Origin of the sequence: Actinoplanes solisilvae, assembly GCF_003999975.1 — a bacterium.
GTDB classification, from domain to species: Bacteria; Actinomycetota; Actinomycetes; order Mycobacteriales; family Micromonosporaceae; genus Actinoplanes; species Actinoplanes solisilvae.
Genome location: NZ_RJAC01000009.1, coordinates 46,557 through 72,446, shown reverse-complemented (window position 1 = coordinate 72,446; position 25,890 = coordinate 46,557). Strand labels below are relative to the sequence as shown.

General features: G+C 69.9%; 22 protein-coding genes. 14 read left to right on the top strand and 8 right to left on the bottom strand.

Going from position 1 to position 25,890, the window contains the following annotated elements; all coding sequences use genetic code 11:
• Positions 1-3 precede the first annotated feature (3 nt).
• From EER30_RS23000 to EER30_RS22985, 4 genes are all read right to left on the bottom strand, one after another.
• A complete protein-coding gene (locus EER30_RS23000; RefSeq protein WP_127502582.1) occupies positions 4-309 on the bottom strand; it encodes a hypothetical protein in 306 nt (101 codons plus the stop codon).
• A 465-nt stretch (positions 310-774) separates the two neighbouring features.
• Positions 775-1,734 carry a glycoside hydrolase family 6 protein gene (locus EER30_RS22995; protein WP_240670250.1) on the bottom strand — a complete coding sequence of 320 codons (960 nt, stop codon included), beginning with the start codon at positions 1,732-1,734 and terminating at the stop codon, positions 775-777.
• Between the two features lie 9 nt (positions 1,735-1,743).
• Complete coding sequence (locus EER30_RS22990) at positions 1,744-3,045, bottom strand: PQQ-dependent sugar dehydrogenase (protein WP_240670249.1); 1,302 nt, start codon at positions 3,043-3,045, stop codon at positions 1,744-1,746.
• Positions 3,042-3,470 carry an Lrp/AsnC family transcriptional regulator gene (locus EER30_RS22985; RefSeq protein WP_240670248.1) on the bottom strand — a complete coding sequence of 143 codons (429 nt, stop codon included), beginning with the start codon at positions 3,468-3,470 and terminating at the stop codon, positions 3,042-3,044. Before EER30_RS22985 ends, EER30_RS22990 begins: the two co-directional genes overlap by 4 nt.
• Before the next feature lie 131 nt (positions 3,471-3,601).
• Between EER30_RS22985 and EER30_RS22980 the strand changes: the two genes are divergently transcribed.
• From EER30_RS22980 to EER30_RS22925, 12 genes are all read left to right on the top strand, one after another.
• A complete protein-coding gene (locus EER30_RS22980) occupies positions 3,602-4,684 on the top strand; it encodes a thiamine pyrophosphate-dependent dehydrogenase E1 component subunit alpha (RefSeq protein WP_127502581.1) in 1,083 nt (360 codons plus the stop codon).
• Positions 4,681-5,667, top strand: a complete 987-nt coding sequence (locus tag EER30_RS22975) for an alpha-ketoacid dehydrogenase subunit beta (protein WP_127502580.1) — start codon at positions 4,681-4,683, stop codon at positions 5,665-5,667. Before EER30_RS22980 ends, EER30_RS22975 begins: the two co-directional genes overlap by 4 nt.
• The gene (locus tag EER30_RS22970; protein ID WP_127502579.1) at positions 5,664-6,893 is read left to right on the top strand and encodes a dihydrolipoamide acetyltransferase family protein; all 1,230 of its coding nucleotides are present in this window, start codon (positions 5,664-5,666) and stop codon (positions 6,891-6,893) included. Before EER30_RS22975 ends, EER30_RS22970 begins: the two co-directional genes overlap by 4 nt.
• A 39-nt stretch (positions 6,894-6,932) precedes the next feature.
• Entirely contained in the window at positions 6,933-10,118 is a 3,186-nt protein-coding gene (locus EER30_RS22965; protein WP_127502578.1) for an ATP-binding protein, read from the top strand.
• A 16-nt stretch (positions 10,119-10,134) separates the two neighbouring features.
• Positions 10,135-10,479, top strand: coding sequence for a hypothetical protein (locus EER30_RS22960; RefSeq protein WP_127502577.1), 345 nt, complete (start codon positions 10,135-10,137; stop codon positions 10,477-10,479).
• Between the two features lie 455 nt (positions 10,480-10,934).
• Positions 10,935-11,798 carry a CPBP family intramembrane glutamic endopeptidase gene (locus EER30_RS22955; RefSeq protein ID WP_164842452.1) on the top strand — a complete coding sequence of 288 codons (864 nt, stop codon included), beginning with the start codon at positions 10,935-10,937 and terminating at the stop codon, positions 11,796-11,798.
• A gap of 6 nt (positions 11,799-11,804) precedes the next feature.
• Entirely contained in the window at positions 11,805-12,710 is a 906-nt protein-coding gene (locus tag EER30_RS22950) for an ABC transporter ATP-binding protein (RefSeq protein WP_127502575.1), read from the top strand.
• Positions 12,707-13,471 carry a hypothetical protein gene (locus EER30_RS22945; RefSeq protein ID WP_127502574.1) on the top strand — a complete coding sequence of 255 codons (765 nt, stop codon included), beginning with the start codon at positions 12,707-12,709 and terminating at the stop codon, positions 13,469-13,471. The genes EER30_RS22950 and EER30_RS22945 overlap by 4 nt, the downstream gene beginning before the upstream one ends.
• Positions 13,472-13,825: 354 nt before the next feature.
• On the top strand, positions 13,826-17,116 hold the full coding sequence (locus EER30_RS22940) for a discoidin domain-containing protein (protein ID WP_127502573.1): 3,291 nt from the start codon (positions 13,826-13,828) through the stop codon (positions 17,114-17,116).
• Complete coding sequence (locus tag EER30_RS22935; protein ID WP_127502572.1) at positions 17,116-19,521, top strand: glycoside hydrolase family 127 protein; 2,406 nt, start codon at positions 17,116-17,118, stop codon at positions 19,519-19,521. Before EER30_RS22940 ends, EER30_RS22935 begins: the two co-directional genes overlap by 1 nt.
• Before the next feature lie 9 nt (positions 19,522-19,530).
• The gene (locus tag EER30_RS22930; protein ID WP_127502571.1) at positions 19,531-20,964 is read left to right on the top strand and encodes a family 43 glycosylhydrolase; all 1,434 of its coding nucleotides are present in this window, start codon (positions 19,531-19,533) and stop codon (positions 20,962-20,964) included.
• 61 nt (positions 20,965-21,025) lie between these two features.
• The gene (locus tag EER30_RS22925; protein ID WP_127502570.1) at positions 21,026-21,436 is read left to right on the top strand and encodes a nuclear transport factor 2 family protein; all 411 of its coding nucleotides are present in this window, start codon (positions 21,026-21,028) and stop codon (positions 21,434-21,436) included.
• Here EER30_RS22925 and EER30_RS22920 read toward each other — a convergent pair.
• Positions 21,421-21,972: a hypothetical protein gene (locus EER30_RS22920; RefSeq protein WP_127502569.1), complete on the bottom strand. Its 552-nt coding sequence runs from the start codon at positions 21,970-21,972 to the stop codon at positions 21,421-21,423. The two genes, EER30_RS22925 and EER30_RS22920, sit on opposite strands and share 16 nt — an antisense overlap.
• Before the next feature lie 201 nt (positions 21,973-22,173).
• Between EER30_RS22920 and EER30_RS22915 the strand changes: the two genes are divergently transcribed.
• Positions 22,174-23,022, top strand: coding sequence for an alpha/beta hydrolase (locus EER30_RS22915; RefSeq protein WP_127502568.1), 849 nt, complete (start codon positions 22,174-22,176; stop codon positions 23,020-23,022).
• Here EER30_RS22915 and EER30_RS22910 read toward each other — a convergent pair.
• Positions 22,978-23,238: a hypothetical protein gene (locus EER30_RS22910; protein ID WP_127502567.1), complete on the bottom strand. Its 261-nt coding sequence runs from the start codon at positions 23,236-23,238 to the stop codon at positions 22,978-22,980. The genes EER30_RS22915 and EER30_RS22910 overlap by 45 nt on opposite strands.
• A gap of 160 nt (positions 23,239-23,398) precedes the next feature.
• Here EER30_RS22910 and EER30_RS22905 point away from each other — a divergent pair, with 160 nt between their 5' ends.
• Positions 23,399-24,832: a hypothetical protein gene (locus tag EER30_RS22905; RefSeq protein WP_127502566.1), complete on the top strand. Its 1,434-nt coding sequence runs from the start codon at positions 23,399-23,401 to the stop codon at positions 24,830-24,832.
• 175 nt (positions 24,833-25,007) lie between these two features.
• On the opposite strand, the gene EER30_RS22900 is transcribed toward EER30_RS22905, so the two are convergent.
• Together EER30_RS22900 and EER30_RS48845 are read right to left on the bottom strand one after the other, a co-directional pair.
• Positions 25,008-25,640, bottom strand: a complete 633-nt coding sequence (locus tag EER30_RS22900; protein ID WP_127502565.1) for a TetR/AcrR family transcriptional regulator — start codon at positions 25,638-25,640, stop codon at positions 25,008-25,010.
• Between the two features lie 10 nt (positions 25,641-25,650).
• Positions 25,651-25,884, bottom strand: a complete 234-nt coding sequence (locus EER30_RS48845; RefSeq protein WP_240670247.1) for a hypothetical protein — start codon at positions 25,882-25,884, stop codon at positions 25,651-25,653.
• Positions 25,885-25,890: the final 6 nt, after the last annotated feature.

Sequence of the window (25,890 nt, the reverse complement as noted above, 5' to 3'; positions counted from 1 at the left end):
CGTCTACGCGAGGCTTCGCCACCACTGCTCGTCGACGGTCGCGAACAGGTCCGGCCCGATCGCGAGCGGGTCGACCGGCCGGGCGGGGCCGCGCGCGGCAACCGCGACGACCTCGTCCGGCAGGCGGACGTCGTGCGCCTCCACGTAGTGCGCGAGTCCTTCCGGCCAGACGAAATGCTCGCCGTCGGTCAGCTCGGTGCTCCCGTTGTCGTCCCCACAGACCCGGCAGACCGAGAAACCGGCCGCGGCGACAACCGCCGTCCCCGACCGCAGATAGGCCACCACCGCGCCGCGCTCCTCAGCCGACATGCTCTCATCCACGAACGGCCGGACCTCCGGCCAGCCCTCCGGCTCCGAAGGGTCATCCCAGTAGCCGATCAGCCGAAGCCCGCCCCGAACCACCGAACCTCCCCGCACCGAAAGAACCCGCACAGGATAACCAGGCACCCGGGCTCGCCAGCGCCCCCAAACCAGCGAGCCGAGGCGGATCCAAGCCGTCGGCCGAGCCCGGCGAGCTGAGCCGTGTCGAAGCCGTCGGCCGAGCCCGGCGAGCTCTGGGCCCACGAGTTGCGGGCAGGCCTCATAGCGACCCCGTTCGACGGCCGGGGGAGCCGATAGGTCGTCGGCGGTTCGTCGGCGGAAGGGCTACGCGCCGCGTCTCTGGCGGAGTGACCGACTGTCGTCATCGTGGGCGCAGCCGTCACCCGCGAGACCGAGCGGGGTCAAGCCACCAGGCGCAGCCAGGCGGCACCCGCCTGGCGTTCCCCGCCGAGGTCAGCCGCGGGCCAGCGACAACGCGTACGAGGGCCACCACACCCCGGCCGCCGGAGCGCCCCGCCCGCAGGCCCCGTCGGATTCGCCCGGCCGTTTGACCCACAGGTACGCGTCGACCAGCGGCTGCCCGGTGGCCAGGGTGGGGGCCTCGCCGAGGGCGCGCCCGGGCGGGTTGCACCAGTGGTGGTGACCTTTGGCGGCCGGCCCGTTGCCGTTGCGGCTCGTGTCGATGACGAACGGCGCGCCGCCGAGCTTCGCCGACAGCCTCACCCCGTACGCGATGGTGTCCTTGGTGGTCTCGAAGTTGGCGACGTTGAGCGCGAACCCGTCGGCGTGACCGACGCCGGCCCGTTTCAGCGCGCGGGCCATCCGCGTGGTGTCGGTGATCCAGGCCGAGTTGCCGGCGTCCAGATAGAGCTTCAGCCCGCGATGGGCCGACAGGGTGCGAAGAGCGTCGCTGAGCAGCGCGAACCGCCCCGTCGCGCCCCGGCAGCCCTGCAGCGTCTGGGCCACCGCGTCGGGCTCGATGATCACGATGGCGCGCTGACCGTCCAGCGCTTGCGAGAGAGCCAAGACCCAGGCCCTGTACGCCGAGTCGGAGGCAGCGCCGCCCGCCGACTGACCCGAGCAGTCGCGGTGCGGGACGTGGTAGAGCACGATGACCGGCAGGCGCCCCACGGCGGCCGCGTTGACCGCCAGCGACCGCGCCCGGGCGGCGTAGCCGGGTGACTCGTCGGCGAACCAGGCCGCCGCCGGGTTTTCCGCGATGCGCCGGATCAGCGCCGCGTCGGCTGCCCGGCCCGTGGCCTCGTACGCCCGCATCTGCTCGAAGGGGGCCCCGCGCGGCTCGACGTAGAGCCGCGAGGGTGGGAGAAAGGCGCCGTCGTGCGGGCTGAGCCGGTCGGCGGGCAGTACGGCGGCGACCATCGCCGCCACCACCAGAACCGGACGAAACACCACCGCCCGATTTTACCGTTTTGCCGACACCCGGTAGACCGCACCCGCATAGTCGTCGCTGACGTAAAGGGCGCCGTCCGGCCCCTGAACCGCCATGACCGGCCGCCCCCACCGTGACCCGTCCGGCAGTTGGAACCCGCCGAGCAACGTCTGCTGCGGCCCGAGCTTGCCGTCGCGCCAGGCGAAGAACGACACCTCGGGCTGCCGCGGCGGCTGGCGGTTCCACGAGCCGTGCACGCCGACCAGCGCCCCCGTGCCGTAACCGCCCGGAACGTCGGACGCGAAACTCAGACCCAGCGGCGCCGAGTGTGCGCCCAGGCCCTGCTCGACCGGAGGCAGTTTCGAGCAGTCGAGCTTCGTACCGTCGGGGTTGGTCTGATAGTCGCGGGTGAAGGGCCGGTTCGTGTAGCTCAGCGGCGACTCCTTGTCGCCGGCGCGCAGGTCGGGTTCCGGGTTGCAGTAGGGCCAGCCCAGGTCGCGGCCCTGATCGAGGCGGGCGAGCGGTTCGAGGGGGTGGTCATTGACGTACGCCATGTCGACCTCGCCCCGGTCGTCGAAGTCCGACGGGTAGGCGATGTTGTCGCGGTTGTTGACCGCCGTCCACACCGCCCCGTCGGGCGCGACCGCCAGCCCCGTGCCGTTGCGGACGCCCCGCGCGAACACCGCCGGCTCCCCGCCACCGGCCCGCACCCGCAGGATCGCCGCCCGCTCCGGCTTCTCGGAACGGTCGGCGGCCGAGATGTTGCCGGTCGACCCGATCGAGAAGTAGAGCGACTTGTCCTTACCGACCACCACGGTCTTCAGCGCGTGCGCATATTTTCCGCCCAGCTCGGCGTTCTTCTCGTCGGGCAGCCCGGAGACCAGCACCCGCCGGCCCGACACCGACCCGGCCCGATAGGTGAAGGCGTCGACCTGGTCGCTCTCGGCCACATAGAGGGTGTCCCCGTCGAAGGCGAGCCCGTGCGGCTGGTTGAGCCCGTCGACCAGCGTGGTCTGCGCCGGCTTGCCCGAGCCGGGCGTCAGCGCGAGCACGTCACCGAACCGGGGCCGCGACACCAGCAGTCGGCCGTCGGGCGTCCAGGCCAGCAGCCGCGCGCTCGGCACCCGCGCCCACAACGACACCGTCCACCCCTGCGGGGCCAGGATCTGCCGTTTCTCCTCCAGCGGCGTCCCGGCCGGGTCGTCGACCAGTTGCACCTCTGTGGAGACGAGGCCGGGCGGCGGCGGTTCGGTGGGGGTGGGGGAGGAGCAGCCGGTGAGCAGCAGCCCGCAGGCGAAAACGCGCACGATCGTCTTCACAGGTGCAGTCCTCACGGCTCGGCCTCCTCGAAGACCAGCAGCGTACGGGTATTGACGACGCCCGGCATCCCTTGGATCTCGTCGAGCACCAGCCGGCCGAGCGCCGCGTTGTCCCGCGCTCGCACCAGCATGATCACGTCGAACTCGCCGCCGACCAGCGCGATATGCACGACGCCCGGCAGCGCCCGCAGCCGCTCGGCCACGTCTCGCCACTCGGCCTGGTTCAGATTCACCGTCACGTACGCCGATGTCCCCAGGCCCGCCGCGACCGGGTCGACGTCGGCGCGGAACCCGCGTATCACCCCGGTCGACTTCAGCCGTTCGAGACGGGCGTACGCGTTGGCGCGCGAGATGTGCAGCCGCTCGGCGAGGGTCCGCATCGACATGCGCCCGTCGCGGGTCAGCTCGGCCAGGATCTGCTGGTCGATGTCGTCGGCCACTTGTCTCGCCCCTCCGCTGCCAGACCCCCGCCGATTGGACGAACGGACCTGGAACAGGGCCGCCGGAGATACATTTTCTCGGGCTCGCGCCAATACTGGATTCCGTTTGGCAACGCTACAAGCATATGGACATGACAGGTGACGCAGACCACCTTCTGCCCTCCGATTCCCCCGTGACTCTCATCGGCACCGACGGCCACCCCGTCGCCGACGCCAGTCGCCCGCTCCCCGACGACGCCGAGCTTCGCCGAGCCCTCGCGTCCCTGATCACCGCACGGCGGCTCAACGACCAGGCGTACGCCCTGGTCCGCCAGGGCCGGCTGGCGGTCTACCCGTCCTCGCACGGGCAGGAGGCCTGCCAGGTCGCCGCCGCCCAGGTCCTCGACGACGGCGACTGGCTGTTCCCGACCTACCGCGACACGGTGGCCGCCGTCGGCCGCGGCGTCGACCCGGTCGAGGCGCTGACCCTGCTCAAGGGCGACTGGCATTGCGGCTGGGACCCCTACGAGCACAAGGTCGCCCCGCACGCCACGCCCCTCGCGACGCAGCTCCCGCACGCCGTCGGGGTCGCGCACGCCGCCCGTCTGCGCGGCGAATCGACCGTCGTCATGGCCCTGTGCGGCGACGGCGGCACCAGCGAGGGCGACTTCCACGAGGCCCTGAACTTCGCCGCCGTGCTGCGCGCGCCCGTCGTCTTCCTGATCCAGAACAACGAGTACGCCATCAGCGTGCCGCTCGCCCGCCAGACCGCGGCCCCTTCACTGGCCCACAAGGGCGTCGGGTACGGCATCCCGGGCGAACGCGTCGACGGCAACGACATCGCGGCGCTGCTGTCCGTGCTGGGCGAGGCCGTCGCGCGGGCCCGCGACGGCGGCGGGCCGCAGCTCGTCGAGGCCCACACCTACCGCATGCAGGCCCACACGAACGCCGACGACGCGACCCGGTATCGCGCCGACGCCGACGTCGAGGCGTGGGTCGCCCGCGACCCGATCACGCGCCTCAAAACCTTCCTGGCGCCCGGCGACAGCGAGATGGCAGCGCTGCACGAGCAGGCCGAGAAGGTCGCCGAGCACGTGCGCGACGGCCTCAACCGCGACGTCGAACCCGACCCGGCCGACCTGTTCGCCCACGTCTACGCCGAACCGACCCCGCAGCTGCGGGAACAGGCCGCCCAGCTCGCCGACGATCAGATGCGCGAGGGAGCGCTGCGATGACCCACGAGAAGCTGACCATGGCCCAGGCGCTCAACCGGGCACTGCGCGACGCGATGACCGAGGACCCCAGCGTGGTCGTCTTCGGCGAGGACGTCGGCCCGCTCGGCGGCGTCTTCCGCATCACCGACGGCCTGACCGCCGACTTCGGCGAGGACCGCTGCTTCGACACCCCGCTGGCCGAGTCGGGCATCGTCGGCGTCGCGGTCGGCATGGCCATGAACGGCATGCGCCCGGTCGTCGAGATGCAGTTCGACGCGTTCGCCTACCCCGCCTTCGAACAGATCGTCAGCCACGTCGCGAAGATGCGCAACCGCACCCGCGGCCGGGTGGCGCTGCCGATGGTCATCCGGATCCCGTACGCGGGTGGCATCGGCGGCGTCGAGCACCACTGCGACTCGTCCGAGGCCTACTACGCGCACACCCCCGGCCTGCACGTCGTGACGCCGTCGACGCCCGGGGACGCGTACTCGATGTTGCGGGAGGCCATCGCCTCGCCCGACCCGGTCGTCTTCCTCGAGCCGAAGAAGCTCTACTGGAGCAAGGAGGAGGTCGAACTCGGCCGATCCTCCGCCGCGATCGGCCGGGCGGTCATCCGCCGCGAAGGCACAGACGCCACCATCATCGCGTACGGCCCCAGCGTGCCGGTCGCCCTCGAAGCCGCCGAGGTGGCCGACCGCGAAGGCCGCAGCCTGCAGGTCGTCGACGTGCGCTCGATCGTGCCGTTCGACGACGAGACGATCTGCGCCGCCGTGCGCTCGACCGGCCGTGCCGTCGTGGTGGCCGAGGCCGCCGGTTTCGCCAGCGTCGCGTCCGAGATCGTCGCCCGCGTCACCGAACGCTGCTTCCACTCCCTGGCCGCCCCGATCCGCCGGGTCGCCGGCCTCGACATCCCCTACCCGCCGCCGAAGCTGGAACACCTGTACCTGCCGTCGGTCGACCGGATCCTCGACGCCGTCGACGACCTGCAGTGGGAGAACTCGTGAGCGACCAGGTCTTCCGCCTGCCCGACCTCGGCGAGGGCCTGACCGAGGCCGAGGTGGTGCGCTGGCTGGTGTCCGAGGGCGACACCGTGACCGTCGACCAGCCCGTCGTCGAGGTCGAGACGGCCAAGTCCCTCGTCGAGGTGCCCACACCGTACGCCGGGACCGTCGCGACCCGGCACGCGCCGGAGGGCTCGGTCCTCGAGGTCGGCAAGCCGCTGCTGACGGTTTCGGCGGCGGCGTCGGCTCTTCCTGCCGAGACCTATCGCGAGGAGGAGCGGGCCGGTTCCGGCAACGTCCTTATCGGGTACGGGACCTCGGGCGCGACGGCCTCGTCGGGGCGTCGCCGCCGTCCGCGCGCTGCCGCCGCTACCGCTCCTGCCCCCGCTCCTGCCCGTCACCGCGTTCCGCTCGTCGTCTCGCCCCTGGTGCGGCGGCTGGCTCGGGAGGGCGGGGTCGACCTGCACACGCTCGACGGCAGCGGCCCCGGCGGGCTGATCGTCCGGGCCGACGTGACTCGCGCGCTGGCCGTGCCTTCCGCCTCTCCCGCGGTATCGCTCTCGGGCGAGCGGCGGATCCCGCTCACCGGATTCCGGCGCGCGGTGGCGACCGCGCTGACGCGTAGCCGGTCCGAGATCCCCGAGGCCACGGTGTGGGTCGACGTGGACGCCACCCGCCTGTGGGAGCTGCGCGAATCCCTGCGCCCCGGCCCCGGCCTGCTCGCCTACATTGCCCGCTTCGTCGTCGCCGCGCTGCGCGAATACCCCGTGTTCAACTCGCGCGTCGACACCGACCGGCAGGAGATCGTCGAGCTCTCGCGGATCGACCTCGGCCTGGCCGTACAGGGCTCCCGCGGTCTCGTGGTCCCCGCCGTCACCGACGCCGGCGCGCTCACCACGACCGGCCTGGACGAGCAGATCAGGCACGTCACCGAGGCCGCCCGCAACGGCACCGTCCTCGGAAACGGCACGTTCACCCTGAACAACTACGGCAGTTTCCGGGTCGACGGCAGCGCCGCGATCATCAACCACCCACAGGTGGCGATCCTCGGCTTCGGCCGCATCCTCGACCGCCCGTGGGTCGTCGACGGCCAGCTCTGCGTCCGCAAGATCACCCAGATGAGCTTCGTCTTCGACCACCGCGTCTCCGACGGTGCTGAGGCGGCCGGCTTCATGCGCAGCGTCGCCGACGCCATCGAGAACCCGGCGACGGCGATCGCCAAGCTCTGACGGTTCACCCCCGCGTGCCCGCGTGCGAGACTCGCGGGCATGCGGGTGGTACTGCTCGGCCCGGTGACGGCGGAGTCCGGGGAGGGCCCGCTGCGGCTCGGCGGCCTCAAGCAGCGAGCGGTGTTCGCCCTGCTCACTCTCAACGCCCGACGGGTCGTACCGCTGGACCGTTTCGTCGACGAGCTCTGGCCGGCCGAACCGCCCTCCCGGGCCACGCTGGGCCTCCAGTCGTACGTCTCCCGCCTGCGCCGCATGCTTGCGGCCTCCGACGATCCCGAGGCCCCGCGCCTGCTGACCCGCCCGCCCGGCTGGCTGCTCGACCTCGACCCGGCTTCCGTTGACGTCGTCCGGTTCGAAACCCTGCTGGCCCAGGCCCGGCACGCGCCCGCCCCGCGCCCGCTGCTGGCCGAGGCCCTGGCCCTGTGGCAGGGCGAGCCCTTGGCCGATCTGCAGGAAATCGCGTTCGCCCGCGAAGAAGCCGCCCGCCTGAACGAACTACGCCTGTCCGCCGAAGAGCTGGCCCTCGACGCCGCCCTCTCCGCCGGCGACGCCGACACCGCCGCATCCGCCCGTTTCGTCGCCGCCAATCCGTTCCGCGAACAGGGCGTACGGGCGCTGGCCCTGGGTCTCTACCGCTCGGGTCGCCAGCCCGAAGCCCTAGCTGCCATAACCCGCCTCCGCCACGCCTTGGCCGACGAGTTGGGCCTGGACCCGTCCACAGAAACCCAGTCCCTGGAATCCGGCATCCTGCGGCACGACCCCACCCTCACCCTCGAACCCCCACCCCACCCAAGCCAGCCCACTGCAATCTCGCCCGCTCCGCCCGCGGCAACCTCGCCCGTTGCAGTCTCGCCCGCCCCGCCCGTTGCAACCTCGCCCGTTGCAGTCTCGCCCGCTCCGCCCGTTGCAACCTCGCCCGCTGCAGTCTCAACCGCTCCGCCCGCTGCAATCTCGCCTGTCCCGCCCGCTGCAACCTCTCCCACGTCTTCCCGTCGTTTTTCGATACCTCCCATGTCAGATTTATCCCTTGAATCGGGCGCATCGGGGATCAGTGCGAGCGACGTCAACGGCGGGCTTCTTGGACGCGACGTGGCGTTAGCGGCTGTGGACTTCGCCGTGGCAAGAGGGCGGGACGGGCAAGGGACGCTGCTCGTGCTCGAAGGGCTCGCCGGCGCGGGCAAGACGACCCTGCTCGAGGCGGTGGCCGAGCGAGTCGCCGCGGCCGGTGGGCAGACCGTGCACGGCTCGGGCGTCGGAACCGGGGCTACGCCCGCGCTCTGGCCCTGGGTGACGATCGTGCGCGAGATCGCCGAACGCATGCCCGACAGCGAACCCGGGGACGCCGCCCGGCACGCCCTGGACCTCATGCGGGCGGGTGGCCCAGCGGCGACCACGGCACCGAACGGTTCCCAGACGCGGCTCTTCCGCGGCGTCGTCGACCTGCTGCTCGCCGCGCATCGGCGGGCGCCGCTCGGGGTCGTACTGGATGATCTGCAGTGGGTCGACCCGGACAGCCTCACGCTGCTCGCCCTCGCCGTCGACCAACTGACCGCGCATGGGGTGGTCTTCGCCGTCGCCGTCCGAGTCGGAGAGCCCGGCGCGGACGCGGTCGCCGCGATGCTCCAGGGCGTCCGGCGCGACACGATCGTCCGGCCGCCCCTGCCCGGCCTGGCCGTCCAGGACGTCGCCGAAATCGTGCGCCGCCTCTCCGGACGCGTCCCCGACACCGACGTCGCCGCGGCCGTCCACCGCCGTACGCTCGGGAACCCGTTCTTCGTCGGCGAACTCGTCCGGCTGCTCAGCAGCGAACAGCGGCTCGACCCGGCCGCCGTCCACGAGGCGCTGCCCACCGGCGTCGAAGAGGTGCTCAAACGCCGCCTCGAACGCCTCCCGCAGCAGACGGTCGCCCTGCTCACGGTGGCCGCCCTCGCCGGTGGACCCGTTGACGTCGACACCCTCGCCGCGGTCACCGGCCTCGACGCCGACGCCGTGCTCGACGCCTGCGAGACCGCCCTGCTCGCCGAACTGCTGGTCGAGGACGGCCCCGGCTTCGCCCTGCGCCACGACCTCGTACGCCAGACCCTCGAACGCGGCGTCTCGCAGGCCCGCCGCGTACGCCTGCACGCCCGCCTCGCCGAAACCCTGCGCACCCGCGGCGTGCTCGCCCCACCCGACGTCGTAGCCGTAGCCCGCCACCTCACCCTCGCCGAGCCCGTAGTCGGCCCCGCCGCAGTCCCCTTCCTGGCCGCCGCGGCCGACGACGCCGTCACCCGCAACGCCTACCGCGAGGCCGAGCGCCTGCTCGAACAGGCCCTGAGCCTGGCCACCCGCGCCCCCGACCGCGCCGAGGCCGCGCGACTCACCCGCAGCGTCCAGAGCCGCCTGTTCGTAGTACGGATCTGGAGCGGCGGCCCACCCTCCGAAACCGGCACCACCGACGAGCCCGACCCCGCAGAGAGCACCGCCGGCTGGGTGAACGCCCTGGTCACACGCGCTGTGACCGGCCGCTACGGCGAGGTCGTAGCCATCGCCGAGCGCGCGTTGGCTTCCCGCCTGGACCCCGCCGCCGAGGCCGCCGCACATTTCGTCGCCGGCTGGGGCCAGACGGTCCGCGGCCGCCTGGACGAGGCCTCAACCCACCTGCGCGCGTACGAGACCCTCGACGCTTCGCTGCCGACCAGTTCGCTGGTCCCCGCCGTGCGAGTCGCCGCCGCCGGGTACGCAGCGGTCATCGCACACTGCCAGGGCGACGATGATGCCGCGAACCGGGCCTCCCAGTCGAGTGCCTCACGCGCGGCCGGCAACGAAAACCTCCAGATGGAGGCCGACCTGTACGCGTCCTGGCTGCTCGCGATGCGCGGCAACGCAGAGTCCTGCCGCCGGCGGGCCGCCGCCTGCGCCCGAACAGCCGACGCCCAGGGCCACCCCCAGTTCGGCCGCCACGCCCACGTCCTGCTCGCCTGGTCGGACACGCTGCTCGGTGACCCCTCCGCGGCGTTCCGCGCAGACGAAGCGTACGAGGGCGTGGCCGCCTCGGGCGTACTCCTGTTCGAGCCGTTCTACCTGCTGCTGCGGGCCGAGGCCCATCTTTCCGCCGGCCGCACCGACCGGGCCTCCGAACTGGTCGCCGAGGCTTCCGCCCGCAGCTCCGTGCTCGGCGACGTCTGCCTCGCGCCGCGCCTGGTCGCCCTGGCCGCACGCGTGCAAGGATCGCGCAAGCCCTGAGGTTCAGGCTCGTCACATGACCACCGTGCTTCGCCGGGTGCCCGCTGAGCGGCGGCATCTCGCCCGGTCGCTCGCCCCCGACGCTTCCGACGTCGACGCCGTGTGGTGGGAGCTTGTCGACGTTTCGCTGCCGCCTGATCGTCTGCCCGCCGCGGTCGCCCTCACCCGTCTCTCTTTCGACGGTGTGGTCCGGGTGCTGGTGCTGGCTCCTCCGGTTCCGCGGCTGGTGCGTGAGCTGGTCGCGGCCTTGCGTCGTACTGACGCGCTCGCTCTGGAGGTCGCATCGGGTGGCGGGGTCGTGGAGGCGCTGAGCTGCGAGGACGTGGAGTATCTGGGGGACCTGCTCGTGGTTCGGTTCTGACGGCTGCCTTTGCCCGCGTCGTCGTTTCGGGTGGAAGACTTCGGGCCGAGCCTTCAACGACCCGTTCCCGGTTTTGGGCCTGCGCTCTTGCAGGGCGCTCCGCGCCCGGTCGGTGAGCGGCACGGTTCGTTCGCTTGACCACCGCCTGGGTCCGCGCGCAGTTACTTGCGCGCCGTGGTGACCACCGCGCGGCAGCAGGGCCTACGCCCTTTGAGGTGACCGCCCGGCTTTCGTTGCCGCCAGCGGCCGGTGACCCATTTCCCGGCGTGACTTTCGGCCATGCAAGGGGTGGGCCGGGGGTGAGCAACCACAGTCATAGCTGCTTCTCAAAGACAGTGGTTGCTCACCCCCGGCCCACCCCGTCCCAGGGCGACCACCCCCGATGCAAGCCGCAGGCAAGGACCACGCAAGCCCCGATCGCGACGATGCGGTGGTCATCGAGAAAGGAAGCCGCCATGCAGACCACCCTCGCCACCTCAGGAGCCGCCGCCGCTCCGACCCGTCCCGGCCTGTCGGGATGGATCACCCGACACCCGCTCACTTCCTTCCTGCTCTGGCTGTTCACCGTCGGCCAGGCGATCGCGTTCATCCCGCTGGTCGTCGACGTGCCCGTGCCCGATCAGGTGTTCATCGTCGCCACCTCGCTCGTCGGGCTGCTTCTGCCCGCCGTCGCAATCACCTGGGTCGCTGACGGGCGGGCGGCCGCTGTGCGATTCCTGCGGCGCTTCGTCGACTGGCGGGTCGCCTGGCGGTGGTATGCCGTCGCGCTCCTGCTCGTCCCGCTCGTTGCCTACGGTCTGGCCCGGGTTCTGCTCGGTGCGCCCACCGGTTCCTGGGGGAGCGCTCTGCTCTCCGGTTTCGCGCTCTCGTTCGTTCTCACCCTCGTACCCAACAACTGGGCCGAGGAGGGTGCCTGGTCCGGGTTCTTCCAGGCCCGCCTGCAGCGCCGTCACCGTCCCGTGATCGCCGCGCTCCTGGTCGCCCCGGTTTTCGCCCTTCAGCACGTCTCGCTCGCCGTCGGAAATCCTCTGCCCGCCGCGATTCTGCTGCTCACTGCCCTCGCCGTCGTCATGATTCCGTACCGCATGCTCACCGGCTGGGTCTGGAACCGCACCGGCAGCCTGCTCATCCTCGGATTCCTGCACGCCGCCGGCAACGCCGCGGGCCCCGGCAGCGGCTTCGGTGAGGGACTGCTGCGCACGCTCTACCCCGGTGACGAGATGACCGCCGGATTCCTGCACCTCATCGCGTACGCCGTGGTCGGTCTTGTGGTTCTGATCGCCACGCGCGGGCGCCTCGGCTCCTCGGAAAGGAACTGACCCACCATGCTGGACATCGAGCACGTCACCAAGCGATTCGGCAAGCACACCGCCGTCGAGAATCTGACCTTCGGCGTACGGCCCGGGGTGGTCACCGGTTTCCTCGGCCCCAACGGCGCCGGCAAGTCGACCACCATGCGCATCGCTGTCGGCCTGACCCGCCCCGACGCCGGGAAAATCCTGATCAACGGCCGCCCGTACGAGAAACTCGCCGCGCCATTGAACGAGGTCGGTGTGCTGCTCGACGCTCGCGCCGTGCACCCGCGCCGCAGCGCCTACCAGCACCTTGCCGTGCTGGCCACCACCCACGGCATTCCGCTGCGCCGGGTCGACGAGGTTCTCGGACTGGTCGGGCTCTCCGAGGTGGCCGGACGGCGGCCCGGCGGGTTCTCGCTCGGCATGTCACAGCGGTTGGGCATCGCCGGCGCCCTGCTCGGCGACCCCGGCATCGTCATCCTCGACGAGCCGGTCAACGGCCTCGACCCGGAGGGCATCCGCTGGGTCCGCCGGCTCCTGCGCGGCCTGGCTGCCGAGGGTCGCACGGTTTTCCTCTCCTCGCACCTGATGAGCGAGATGGCACTGACCGCCGACCGCCTGGTGATCATCGGGCGTGGCCGGCTCGTAGCCGACGTGACGACGGCCGAGCTCACCGCGCAGCATCGTCCCGCGCTCCGGGTCCGTACGCCCAAGGCCGTTGACCTGTTGGCCCTGGTGCCCGGCGCGGCTGACCCCGCTGACGCGCAGCTCGTCACGATCACCGACCGCTCAGCCGAAGCCGTGGCCGAACTCGCGGCCCGGCACCAGATCCCGCTGTACGAGCTCACCCCCGTACGGCAGTCCCTGGAGGACGCGTACCTGGAGCTGACCCACGACGACGTCGAATACACCCTGGAAGGGAGCACCTCGCGATGACCACCACCGGTTTGACCCTGCCCCGAATCGTGTCCGCCGAACAGCGGCGCCTGCGCACCCTGCGCTCCACCTGGTGGTTCGCCACCTCAGCCGCAGTCCTGACCGTGGCGATCGGCGTGTTCCCCGCCATCGGCGTAGCCGCCGGCGCCCTGCCCGCCGACCTCGAGAACGTAGGCCCGCTGGGCGGAGCCCTGACCGGCCTGAGCATCACCGAGCTGATCGTCGCCGCTTTCGCCGTCCTCGCGGTAACCGCCGAGCCCGCAGCCGCCACCTTCACCGCCGTGCCTCGCCGAGCTTCGGTCGTCGTCGCCCGCGCCACCGCGACAGGCGCCGCGGTGCTCGCGTTGTCACTGGCCCTGACCTTCGGCACGTTCGCCGCAGCCCACCTGCTGCTGAGCTCAGCCGGCGTAGACCTGCCCCTCACCGCGGGTGTGGCCCGATCATTGTCCGGCGCCGCCGTCTACCTGTCCTTCGTGGCCGTCCTCGGCGTGGCAGCCGGTTGGCTGCTGCGCGGCGCGGTCGCCGCAATCGCCGCCGTGCTCAGCGTCTTCTACCTGCTGCCCGTAGTCGGCCTGCTGCTGCCCGACGCCATCGCCGAAGCCGTCCTGCCCTGGTTGCCCAGCAACGCGGCCGCCGCCCTGCGCGACCCTGCCCCCACCCTCGAGATGCTGACCCCCTGGATCGCACTGACGGTCCTGGCCGCCTACGCCGTCGGCGCGGTGCTCCTCGCCTCCGCCGCAGTCCGCCGCCGCGACGTCTGACACCGCACGCCCGCTTCCGCCCGGCGTCACCTAACACCGGGCGGAAGAGGTGCTCACCCTGGCTGGCCATGCCCGCTGACGTCGTGCCCGAGCGCCTGCCGCCCGTCACAGGCTGCCCGGCCGTCCCAGCGCAAGTGAACCAGGGCCATACAGCCGAAAACTTTTTCGGTAGCACATAGCGAAAACACCCCCGTTGACATCGCCGAAGCTCGATGGAAACATCCCCGAAAAGGTTTTCGGCGTTTCTCCCCCTGCACAGCCCACCCGGGCCGTGTTGCGCCTTCGGCCGCTTCTCCGCCCGCTGCTCCCGGCACAGATCGGGAGAGCGAGCACGCAACCGAAGGAGGTGCCGCGGTGCCACGTCCCCCACTGGCCATCGCGATAACCGCAGTCCTGACCGGATCGCTCCTAGTCGTCGCCACCGCCCCCGCGCAAGCGGCGCAGACCATCGGATACCCCACCTTCTCCGGATCATCGTCGATCCCCGCGCCGCCGGTCGCGATGACCACCGGCAACACCATGCAGGCCATCTACGACGCCGAGGCCGGTGGCACCGACTTCTGGATGGACCGCCTACTCGCTCGTCCCGGCAACGACCCCGCCGGTACCTGGCTCATGAGCCGGGGACGCGCGGTCTTCATGAAGACGCATACCCCGTCGGTGCTCGGCTTCGGTGGAACCGTGGCCTACTGGGAGAGCATCAGCGATCAGGCCGCGTTCACCGTCACCGCCGGTTCGGGCACCTGGTCCGAGCAGGTCTCTTCGCGCTGGCAGGCGCCCAGCCACTGGAAGAGTGTTCACACCAACGGTTCGCTTCGCATCAACCAGACGAAGTTCATCACCCAGAACAACGTCGCCGTCGACAACCTGGCCATCACCAACACCGGCACCTCTTCGCAGACGGTCGCGCTGCGGGTCACCTCGCCCTACGCGACCACGGTCAGCGGCTCCGAGCTGACCGGTTCCCGAGCTGTGAAGAACAACCTCACGACCCTGGGTCTACGGCTCTCCGGTGACAGTTTCACCGCGGCCGGTGGCGCCCTTACCCGCAGCGTGACGGTCGCCGCCGGCGCCACCACGACGGTCAAGGTGCAGATGGGTTTCACCGCCTCCGAGCTGCCCGACTCGACCACCGAGTACAACACCGTGCGCAATGCCGCCGCGGCCGATGCCTTCGCCAGTCACGTGCGGGAGTACAACCGCTGGTGGGCAGTGAACGTCCCCTATCTCGATGTGCCCGAGCCGGCCATCAAGAAGGAGATCTACTACCGCTGGTGGCTGATGCGGTTCAACTTCCTCGACGCGAACATTCCCGGGCAGGATTTCCAGTTCCCGGTCAGTGTCGAGGGCGCGCTCGGCTACAACAACGCGATCGCGCTGACCCAGCCGATGCACATCGACGACCTGAAGTATCTGCGCAACCCCGCCTGGTCGTACGGGCCGTGGTTGTCGGTGGGTCAGTCGTCGAAGGGCGGCCGGTTCATGGACAACCCGGGTGACCCGGAGAACTGGTCGAACAGCTACACGCAGTACATCTCCGAGGCCGCCTGGCGCAGCTATCAGATCCACGGCGGGCAGCCTTCGATCGCCGCCAATCTGGCGAAGTACGCCGAGGGCGACGTCAAGGGTCAGCTCAGCCACTACGACCACGACAACAACGGCCTGATCGAGTACGACTGGGGCGCGTTGACCGGCAATGACGCCGACGCGGTTTCGTTCCACTGGCGGGCCGGCAACCTCGACCGCGCGGAATCGGCGTACGTCTACAGTGGCGCGCTCGCCGCCGCGCAGGCTTACACGGCGATCGGCAACACCGCCAAGGCGACCGAGATGCAGCAGATCGCCGACCGCATCAAGAACGCGATCACGACGTACCTCTGGGATTCTCCCAACAAGCTGATCAAGCATCGGCACGTCGGCACGAACGCGCTCGTGCCGTGGAAGGAAATCAACAACTACTATCCGTACGCGGTCGGGGCGATGCCGAACACCGACGAGTACCGGCAGGCTCTTCGCCTGTTCGCCGATCCCGCCGAGTATCCGGTCTTCCCGTTCTTCACCGCGAACCAGAAGGACAAGGCGGCAGCGGCGGCGGCCGGCCAGCCGGGCAGCAACAACTTCTCGACCATCAACTCGACCGTGCAGTTCCGGCTCTATTCGTCGGTGCTGCGCAACTACCCGAACCAGTGGATGAGCGCCGAGGACTACAAGAAGCTGCTCTACTGGAACACCTGGGCGCAGTATGTCGGCGGCAACACGCAGTGGCCTGACGCCAACGAGTTCTGGGCCGACTGGAATGCGGGGACGAGCACGATCGCGTACCGGTCCTGGATTCACCACAACATCCTCGGCAGCAGCAACTGGACTGTCGTGGAAGACGTGATGGGTCTTCGGCCGCGCTCCGACAAGCAGGTCGAGCTGAGCCCGATCAACATCGGCTGGACGCACTTCGCGGCCAACAACCTGCGCTACCGCAACGCCGATCTGAGCATCGTCTGGGACGACCCGGCCGACGGGATCACCCGCTACAGCGGAATTCCACAGGGCTATTCGATCTTCGTGAACGGCACGCGGGTCGCGACGGTCGACCGGTTGACGCGTTTCGTCTGGAACCCGGACACGGGCGCGGTCACATTCCCTTCGGGCACCGGCACCGTTCTCTACAACCAGGCGTACTCCGGAATGCGGGCGCCCGCCTCGGTCACGCAGAACAGCACTCAGATGGTCGACATGTTCAACAAGGCCGGCGTCGACCTGAGCGCCAACCTTACGAACTTCGCCCAGGGCGTGAGCACCTCGGCGTCGTACACGGCTTCGGGAACGAACGGCGCGAACGCCGTCGACGGTTTCCCGATCAATGAGCCGCTGTGGGGGACGTACGGTTCGGCCAACGCCACCGACTGGCTCGAGCTCAACCTCGGGCAGGCCCGGACCGTGGACGAGGTGCGGCTGTGGTTCCGCAACGATCGCGCCACCAACCGTTACCGGCAACCGGCGTCGTACCAGATCCAATATCTGAACGGCAGCACCTGGACCAACGTGGCCTCGGCGGTCAAGACGCCGTCGTCGCCGCAGGCCAACTACAACAACGTACGATTTGTCGCCGTCAATGCGACGAGGCTGCGGGTTCAGGTCACCCACGCGAGCGGATTCAAGACCGGCATCACCGAGGCGAAGGTCTACAACCGTGGTGGGGGAGTGGTCGAACCACCGCCGGCCGGCACGAACAAGGCTCTCACCGCGACGCCCTCGGCCAGCTACACGTCGTCGTGGGAGAGCGCGGCGGCGCTGAACGACGGCATCGACCCGGCCTCGTCGAACGACACGGTCAACCCCAGGTGGGGCACATGGCCCGAGACCGGGCAGCAGTGGGCGGAGTTGACGTGGTCGTCGGCCCAGACGCTGACCAGCGCCAATGTCTACTTCTTCGACGACAACGGCGGCGTCCGGGCCCCGGCGTCCTGGAAACTGCAGGCCTGGAACGGCAGCGCGTACGTCGACGTGGGCGGCACCTCGGGCTACCCGGTCGCCATCAACCAGTACAACAACGTCACCTTCTCGTCGGTGAGCACCACCCGGCTGAGGGTTCTCCTGACCGGCAGCGGCACCGCCTCGGTGGGCCTTCTCGAGATCAAGGCGTTCTGATGAACCTGACACGACGAACCCTGCTCGCCGGGTCCGCCGCGGTCGCCGGGGTGGGGGCGGTCGGCCTCTCCTCGAGCCCGGCATCGGCCGCTGCCCGTCCCGACACCGGCGTTTCCGCGTACGCTTTCCCGCTGTCGGCCGTGCAGCTACTGCCCAGCGTCTTCACCGCCAACGCCGCCCGCATCCAGTCGTACCTGCTGTTCCTCAACAACGACCGGATGCTGCACACCTTCCGCCTCAACGTCGGGCTGTCCTCGTCGGCGACCGCTTGCGGCGGCTGGGAATCGCCCAGCACCGAGCTGCGCGGGCACTCGACCGGTCACCTCCTGACCGGTCTGGCCCAGGCGTACGCCGGTACGGGCGACACGGCGTACCGGACGAAGGGTGATCAGATCGTCGCCGTGCTGGCGCAATGCCAGGCGCGAGCGGCGACCGCCGGTTACAACACGGGTTATCTGAGCGCGTTCCCGGAGAGCTTCATCGACCGGGTCGAGGCGCGGCAGAGCGTGTGGGCGCCGTACTACACGCTGCACAAGATCATGGCCGGGCTGCTCGACATGCATCTGCTCGCGGGTAATTCGCAGGCGCTGACTGTGCTGCTCGGCATGGCGTCGTGGGTCAAGTTCCGCAACGACCGGCTCACCCAGACGCAGCGGCAGAACATGCTCGACACCGAGTTCGGCGGCATGAACGAGGTGCTGACCAACCTTTACCAGCTCACCGGGGACGCGGCGCACCTCGCGGCGGCGCAGCACTTCGACCACGACGAGGTGTTCAACCCGCTCGCCAACAACCAGGACGCGCTGAACAACTATCACGCCAACACGCAGATCCCGAAGGTGCTCGGGGCGATCCGCGAGTACCACGCCACCGGCAGCACGCGGTATCGCGACATCGCCGTGAATTTCTGGGACATCGTCACGCGTCATCACACGTACGCGATCGGCGGGAACTCGAACGGCGAGTACTTCGGGCTGCCCGACCGGATTGCGAGCGAGCTGTCCGACACGACGGCGGAGTGCTGCAACTCGTACAACATGTTGAAGCTCTCGCGGCAGCTGTTCTTCACGAATCCCACCCGGGCCGACTATCTCGACTACTACGAGAAGGCCCTCTACAACCACATCCTGGCGTCGCAGGACCCGAACTCGTCCCACGGGTTCCAGTGCTACTACGTGCCTCTGCGGGCCGGCGGCATCAAGACGTACAGCAACGACTACAACAGTTTCGTCTGCTGCCACGGGACGGGGATGGAGAGCAACACCAAGTTCGGCGACACCATCTACTTCCACGACGGCGGCAGCACGCTCTACGTCAATCTGTTCATCCCGTCGGTGCTGACCTGGAACGGTCGCACGATCCGGCAGGAGACGTCGTTTCCGGACGCGGGCTCGACCCGGCTGACCGTCACCGGTTCGGGCGTGTTCACGATGCGCATCCGCATTCCGGCCTGGGCCGCGGGGGCGCAGATCCGCGTCAACGGTGGCGCGGCCACGACGCCCGCGACCGGTGCCTACGCCGTTCTGAATCGCACGTGGGTGTCGGGTGACGTGGTGGACGTGACGCTGCCGATGGCGCTGACCCGGGAATCGACCCCCGACAGCAGCACCACGCAGGCGATCAAGCTCGGGCCGATCGTCCTGGGCGGGCTTTTCGGATCGCAGAATCTGAGTGCTCTGCCGTCGCTCGACCCGGCCACGCTGACACCGACGTCGGCGGGAGGTGTCGCGCTGCAGCCGTTCTACAAGGTGCACGGGCAGCGGTACAGCGTCTATTGGTCGGTGACCGGTTCGCCGTTCGTCGCGCATTATCCGTTCGACGGGTCGCCGGCCGATGCCAGCGGGAACGGGCGCACCGCGACGGTTTACAGCGCCGGGTACGTCACCGGGCGTACGGGAAACGCTCTGAATCTCGACGGCACGGCGGGATATGCGGCCCTGCCGTCCGGGATTCTGTCGGGGGCGTCGAACTTCACGGTCGCTCTGTGGGCGCGGCTCGACACGGTGACGACGTGGAGCCGGCTTCTCGACTTCGGGACGGGCACCTCGGCGTACATGTTCATCTCGCCGCGGTCCTCGGCCGGGGGGCTCCGATTCGCCATCACGACCGGGGGATCGGGTTCCGAGCAACGGATCGACGGTCCTGCGCTTGCCGTCAACGCCTGGACCCACGTGTCCGTCACGCGCAGTGGGAACCTGGGCGTGCTCTACGTGAACGGCGCCGAAGTGGCCCGCAACACCGGGTTGACCCTGTCGCCGTCCTCGCTCGGGGCGACGACGCGCAACTGGCTCGGGCGATCGCAGTACGCCGATCCCTACCTCGACGGCGCTCTCGACAACGTGCGGCTGTACGGCCGGGCGCTGTCGGCGTCGGAGGTCAGCTCCCTCTACTCCAGCGGCACCTGAGGAGTCCTGATGCATGTCACCCGAGTCCGGGCGGCCATCGTCGCGGCGACGATGCTGCTCACCCTCCTGATCCCCGGCCGCGCCTCGGCCGCGGTTGCCTTCACCAGCACGATCGCCAACACCTCGACCAGCAACTGCGTGACCACCCCGTCCTCGGGGAACCAGCTCACCCAGGCCGCGTGCGCCCAGACGTTCACGCTGACCCCGGTAGGGGACAACTACACGATCCAGACCCCGGCCGGCCTGTGCGTCGACGTGAACGCGGCCAGCACGGCCGACAACGCGGCGATCATCCAATGGTCCTGCAACAACCAGAACAACCAGCGCTTCCAGCTGCGTCCGGTCGCCACGAACACGTTCCAGCTGGCGGCCGCGCATTCGGGAAAGTGCATCGCGGCCAATGGCACGGCGGCCGGCCTGATCCAGTTGCCGTGCACGACGGCGGCGGCCCGGGTGTGGCGGCTGGCCGGCTATCCGACCACACCGCCGCCGGGACGCACCTTCACCAACCCGTTGAAGCAGCAGGGTCCCGACCCGTGGCTGACCCACTACAACGGCTACTACTACCTGGCCACGACCACCTGGAACCGGACGATCACGATGCGCCGGGCGACCACCCTCGCCGGGCTCGCGACCGCCACCGACCAGGTCATCTTCAACCTGACCCGGCCCAACGGGGCCGGCACCATGTGGGCGCCCGAGTTCCACCTGCTCAACGGGCCGAACGGGCTGCGGTGGTACTTCTACTACACCGCCGGGCAGGAGCCCTTCAACCTCGGTACGCAGCGCATCCACGTCCTCGAGTCGGCGGGCACCGACCCGATGGGGCCCTACACGTTCAAGGCCGACCTGCTCGACCCGACGCAGAACAACACGTGGGAACTCGACCCGAGCATCCTGCAGCTCAACGGCAAGATGTACCTGCTCGGCACGTACTACACCGGCTCGCAGCCCAACTTCATCCGCGAGCTGTCCAACCCATGGACGGAGGCCGGCACGCGGCGGGTGCTGTCCACGCCGACGCTGAGCTGGGAGACCGTCGGCGGGGCGGTCAACGAGGGCGCCGAGGTGCTGCAACGCAACGGCAGGACGTTCATCATCTACTCGGCCTCGCACTGCTCCACCGCCGAATACAAGCTCGGCATGCTCACCTACAACGGCGGTGACCCGCTCAACTCGTCCTCCTGGGTCAAGTCGCCGCAGCCGGTCTTCCAGCGCAACAACGCGGCCGGCGTCTACGGCCCTGGGCACGGCGGCTTCTTCAAGTCACCCGACGGCACCGAGGACTGGATGGTCTACCACGCCACCACCAACCCGAACGGCAACTGCGACATGAACCGCTCTACCCGGGCCCAGAAGTTCACCTGGAACGCCGACGGCACGCCGAACTTCGGCACCCCGGTCGGCCTGGGCGTCACCCTGACGGCACCCTCCGGCGAGTAGTCCCCGATCCGACGCCCGGCGGCGATGGACGCCGCCGGGCGTACGGGGGCACGCTGTTTTCATGCCCTCAAAGGTGGACGAGTTCCTGACCGAGATGTTGCCGCGCCAGATCGAAGCCGAACGCGCCCTGTGCCGTGGCGACAACTCAGCCCGTACGGCGACCTGGTCGCAGAACGACCCTGTCACGCTCTTCGGTGCGGCCGTCCCCGTACGGCAGGGCTGGGCTTCGGTCGACCAGACGTTCCAGTGGCTGGCCGGGCAGTTCGAAGGCAAGCCGCTGCTCTCCTACGACCTGGAGCTCATCGCGGCCGGCGCGAGCGGCGACCTGGCGTACACGGTGGCCTTCGAACACAAGTCGTTCGAGATCGACGGCCAACCCGAGAAGTGCACCCTCCGAGTCACCCACCTCTACCGCCGCGAGGCCGGAGAGTGGCGCATAGTCCACCGCCACGGCGACTACCCGCCGTCCTGACCGGCGCGTCGCCAGCGCCGGACCGGGCTGTCGGTCCAGCCGAGCGTGTCGCGGGCGATCAGCCACCAGTGGCGTTCCCGCAGCAGCGTGGCCGCCTGGAGCTCGCCGATCCATTCGCCGGTGTCCTCGGCCGGTTGGAGCGTGGGATCGTGAGGAGTGAAGACCGGCACGTGAGCCACCGGCACGGGCAGCCGGTAGGAGTCGTCGGCCCGCGGCACGATGTTCCGGACGAAGCCCACGCATCGGGTCGGGGCATCCGTGCCGAGGTATTGCCGCGTCAGCGCGGACACGCCCTCCTTCGCGGGCCGCCATCCGTCCGGGCCACCGAGGAAGACCGTGGGCAGATCGGGTCCTCTGGCTCCCGAAACGCAGAACAGTTCCCGGCCGCCCGGGCCGTCTCGCTGCACGAGCAGCCGAACGATCACCGCAGGTTCCGGAGCGTCGATGTCCGCCCCGCCCCAGATCTCCGCCGTACTGCCCGCCGGCAGCCAGGAAGCCTTCGGAACGGCTCGTATCAAGCGCGGCGAGTTGATCATGGTTCCATGCTGACATCCGCGCGCCATCCACGCTCATCGAGGTCGACAGTGGAGCGCTCGCGAGGTCCCCTGACAGACTAGGTTCCTAGGATGCCCTGCAGGTGTTGACCGAGCTCGCATCGGTTCTGCATCGGGCCGACGACTGCTGACCGCCGGGAAACGCCCTTGTGGAGCCGAGCATTGCCCACCTACGGTGCCGGGGTGACCGAGGTCGTGCCGTATCGTTCGCTGCCGGTTGACCAGTCGGATGTTCGGTATGCGTATGGGCCCGACTCGTGCCGGCAGGCGGGTGTTCCGGTCGGGCAGACCGTCGAGTTCGCTGGGGACATCAGCGAGATCTACCCGGGTACGTCGCGGAAGTTCTGGGTGCATGTGCCCGCTCAATACCGACCGTCGCAACCGGCGTCGCTGATCGTGTTCCTCGACGGCCAGTGGTATCTGGATCCCGAGGGGCAGGTTCGAGGCGCGATCGTGCTGGACAATCTCATTCATCAGGGTGACCTGCCGGTGACGATCGGGGTGTTCGTCGACCCGGGTGTGATTGTCGGCGCGCCCAACCCCAAGAACCGCAACGTGGAGTACGACGCCTTCGACGATCGGCTGGCCCGCTTCCTGCTGCGGGAGATTCTGCCTACCGTCCAGCAGCGATGGTCGATCAGCGAGGACCCGGATCAGTGGGGCATCTGCGGCGGCAGCAGCGGCGGTAACGGCGCGTTCACGGTCGCTTGGCTTCGCGAAGACCGGTTCCGGCGGGTGATGTGCTGCCTGTCGAGCTTCGTGCAGATGCCCGGCGGGAACCCGTACCCCGAATTGATCGGGCGGGTTCCCCGCAAGGCTCTACGCATCTTCATGCAGGCCGGCCATCGCGATCTGCGGTGGAACGAGCCCGAGTCGAACTGGCTCGCGGCCAACCTGCGCGTCGCGGCGGCGCTGGCCGAGGCCGGTTACGACTTCCGGCTCGCGCTCGGCGACGGTGGCCACAACCCCAACCACGGCGGCGTTCTGCTACCCGACGCGCTCCGATGGCTCTGGCGTCGGGTCGGCGGCTGAGGGGCGGTCGACCGCCCACGCGATGGCCTTTTCGATCAACATCCAGCCGAGTACGCCGGCGACGGTCAGCGGGACCATGACGTACCACTCGCCGAGCAGGCCGTATTCGTCGGCGCGGCCCATGCGGTGCAGGATCGTGACCGCCGCGAGGGGCAGGCAGGACGCGGCGATCACCAGGCGGCGGAGCCAGATGCGGGCGGGCGAGGCGTTTTCCATGCCGCGAAGTCTGGCAGTCACCGGGGGTCGTGCGGATCTGGCGACAGTCGGAGGCGGGTCTATGCCCTGAGGCATAAGCGAATTTCGGTGGACGGCCCGGTGGGAGCGAGTCGATACTGGTCGGCTGGTCTGCGGGGGCCGGCGGGGGAGGCGACGGATCGTGGACCGCACCGAGAATGAGATTCTGCGACGGCTGTATCGAGGGCTTCGGGAGCGACGGGCGCCACAGGACGTGGCGGCGGATCTTCTGGAGTTGAGGGCGGAGCGCTGGCTCAGCGCCGTCGGCATACGGGACCTGTATCGCATCGTGCGGTTCCACGGCACGCAGAGCGGGTCGTCGATGCCGAAGACGTGGCGGCGTCACCCCGGACTCGGGCGTTCCTATGAGGTGGCCGCCGCCGCGCTTACCGCGGTCGGGCAGAAGCCGGAGGCGGCGGATCCGGCCGATCCGGTGTCGCTTCGCCGGTGGCTCGGCGCGGCGACGGCGCTGCTCGGGCTGCCCGAGGGGCCCTCGCGACCGCCGCGTTCGACGGTCAAGCGCCGGCCGGTGGCGATGACGTGGGGGCACTGGACCTACTACCGGCTGCCGACGCCGCGCGGCGCGAGGGGTGAGCGTGGCGGCCACGTCGACGCGCGGGAACGCCTGGACGCCGAGGCACGACGCGAGCGGCTTCCCGGCGTACCCGTGCGGGCTTATCGGCGGGCCGTTCGCGCTGTGCTGCATCTTCAGCAGCGCACAGAGGTGCTGGCCGCGGAGCGAGACCGGGAAGCGGCAACCGCGTTCGGCAAGGCGCGGCTGGCGCACCTGGTCGCGGAGGACGATTTCGTCGCGTGCCCGGCGACCGCGGCGTTCACCGCGTACTACGTGGCGCGGCTGAATCTGCGGACCGTGTTCACGTCCGGCAGTCAGGCGCGGCCGATGGATTCGCTCGCGGAGGAGTTACTGGCGGCGGCGATGGCGAGCCCGGTGCGGCAGCCGTGGGTGCTCGCGTCGGTGCTGACCCGGTGGAGCGTGCTCGATCTGCTGGACGACGTTCAGTGCGGCACGTTGATGGCCCTGTACTACGAGCAGTTCGCGGCGGCCGCGCGGGCGTTGCGGCGCTCGTTCGACGAGAATCGGGACCCGACCCACATGATCATGCGGATGGGGGATGACTCGTCGACGTGGAACGCCGCGTCGCGGTCGTTCAACCAGGCTCGTACGGGATGGCTGAATCTGTTGCGGGGCCTGGGATATGAGGATGTGCTGGAGGCGAGCTGCCCGGGGAAGGTTCCGGCGCTGGTCGCGGCCGACGTGGCGGCCTGGCATCGGCTGTCGGGGCGCGACCAGCATGTCGACGTGCGGGTGTGGGCCGAGCTGCCGCTGCCGTGGGACGTCGTGCTCGGCGATGACGACTGCCCGGCCGAGCTGGTGCGGCGGGTGTGCGCCCGGCACGGGGTGGACGCGGAGGCCGCCGGCTGGACGCAGCCGTACCGTCAGGTGCGAATCGAGCTGCCCGAGCCGGCACCCGACCTGGTGCACGGGATCGCTGTCGCCTCACCGATGCTGGCGGGCGTGCTGCGGCAGGCGGGCGTGTTCTCGGGACAGTTCTGACGTATTTCGGTTGCGCCTCTTGGCTTGCGGCGGGAGAGTGGTCGGGCGCGGCGGTAGCTCAGAGAGCCGGAGGAGGCTCCGGCCTGGCAGAGCGGGCGGCTCACGACCTTCCGCCCCGACCCCGTTTCGACCACGGGTCGTCGCGCGTCGCCGGAGGAGTCATCCTCCGGCGATTTCATTTGTGGGGTCCGGTGATTCCGTTGAGGACGAGGTCTACGCCGGCGAGGAACTGGGCGCGGTCGTCGTGGTCGCGGAGCTGGCCGGCGATGGCTTGCAGGAACGGATATTCGTGCGGGTCGAGGTTGCGCCAGTGGGCTGCCTCGGCTTCGAGGACGGCGGTGCGGTCGGCGCCCGGCGGCTGGTCGCGGGCGTTCGCGGCGTTCTGGCGTGCGGCGCCCAGAATGTGGATGAGCAGGGCGGACGCCGACGTGAACTGCGCCTCCTCGGGTACGCCGAGCGCCTGGATCTGCTGTCCGAGGCGTTCGAGGATCCGTAACGTCAACGATCGCCACGGGCCGTGGGAGAGCTGCGCGCCGAGCCACGGATGCTCGTCGATGGCGTCGAACAGGCCGAGCGCGATGGCGCGGATCGCGTCGGCGGGGTCGGAAACCTCGACAAGCGTGGTATCGGCGAGAACGCGAGAAGCCGCGGCGTCGAGCAGTTCTTCTTTGTTGGCCACGTGCCAGTAGATCGCGCCGGGGCCGGTCTTCAGGCGCGCGCTGAGGGCGCGGAAGGTCAGCCCGCCCTCGCCGGCGTCGTCGAGCATGTCAACGGCGGCGCCGACGATGCGTTCCCGGGACAGAGCCATGCGCCCATCCTCACATCGCGGTGGCCCGACCGAAAAACTCGATCAGACCGTACGGGGCCCGCTCGCCCAGACAGAGGTCGAGGATCTCGAGCGCGTCCGCATACTCGGCCTCACTGCGGGTGAACATCCTTTCCTCGTACGCAGTCAGGGCCCTCTCGATGTTGTCGGGGTTCGCGGCAATCGCCTCACCGAGCTCGGCCGCGTCGAGCATGGCCAGGTTCGCGCCCTCGCCGGCCGGCGGCATGAGGTG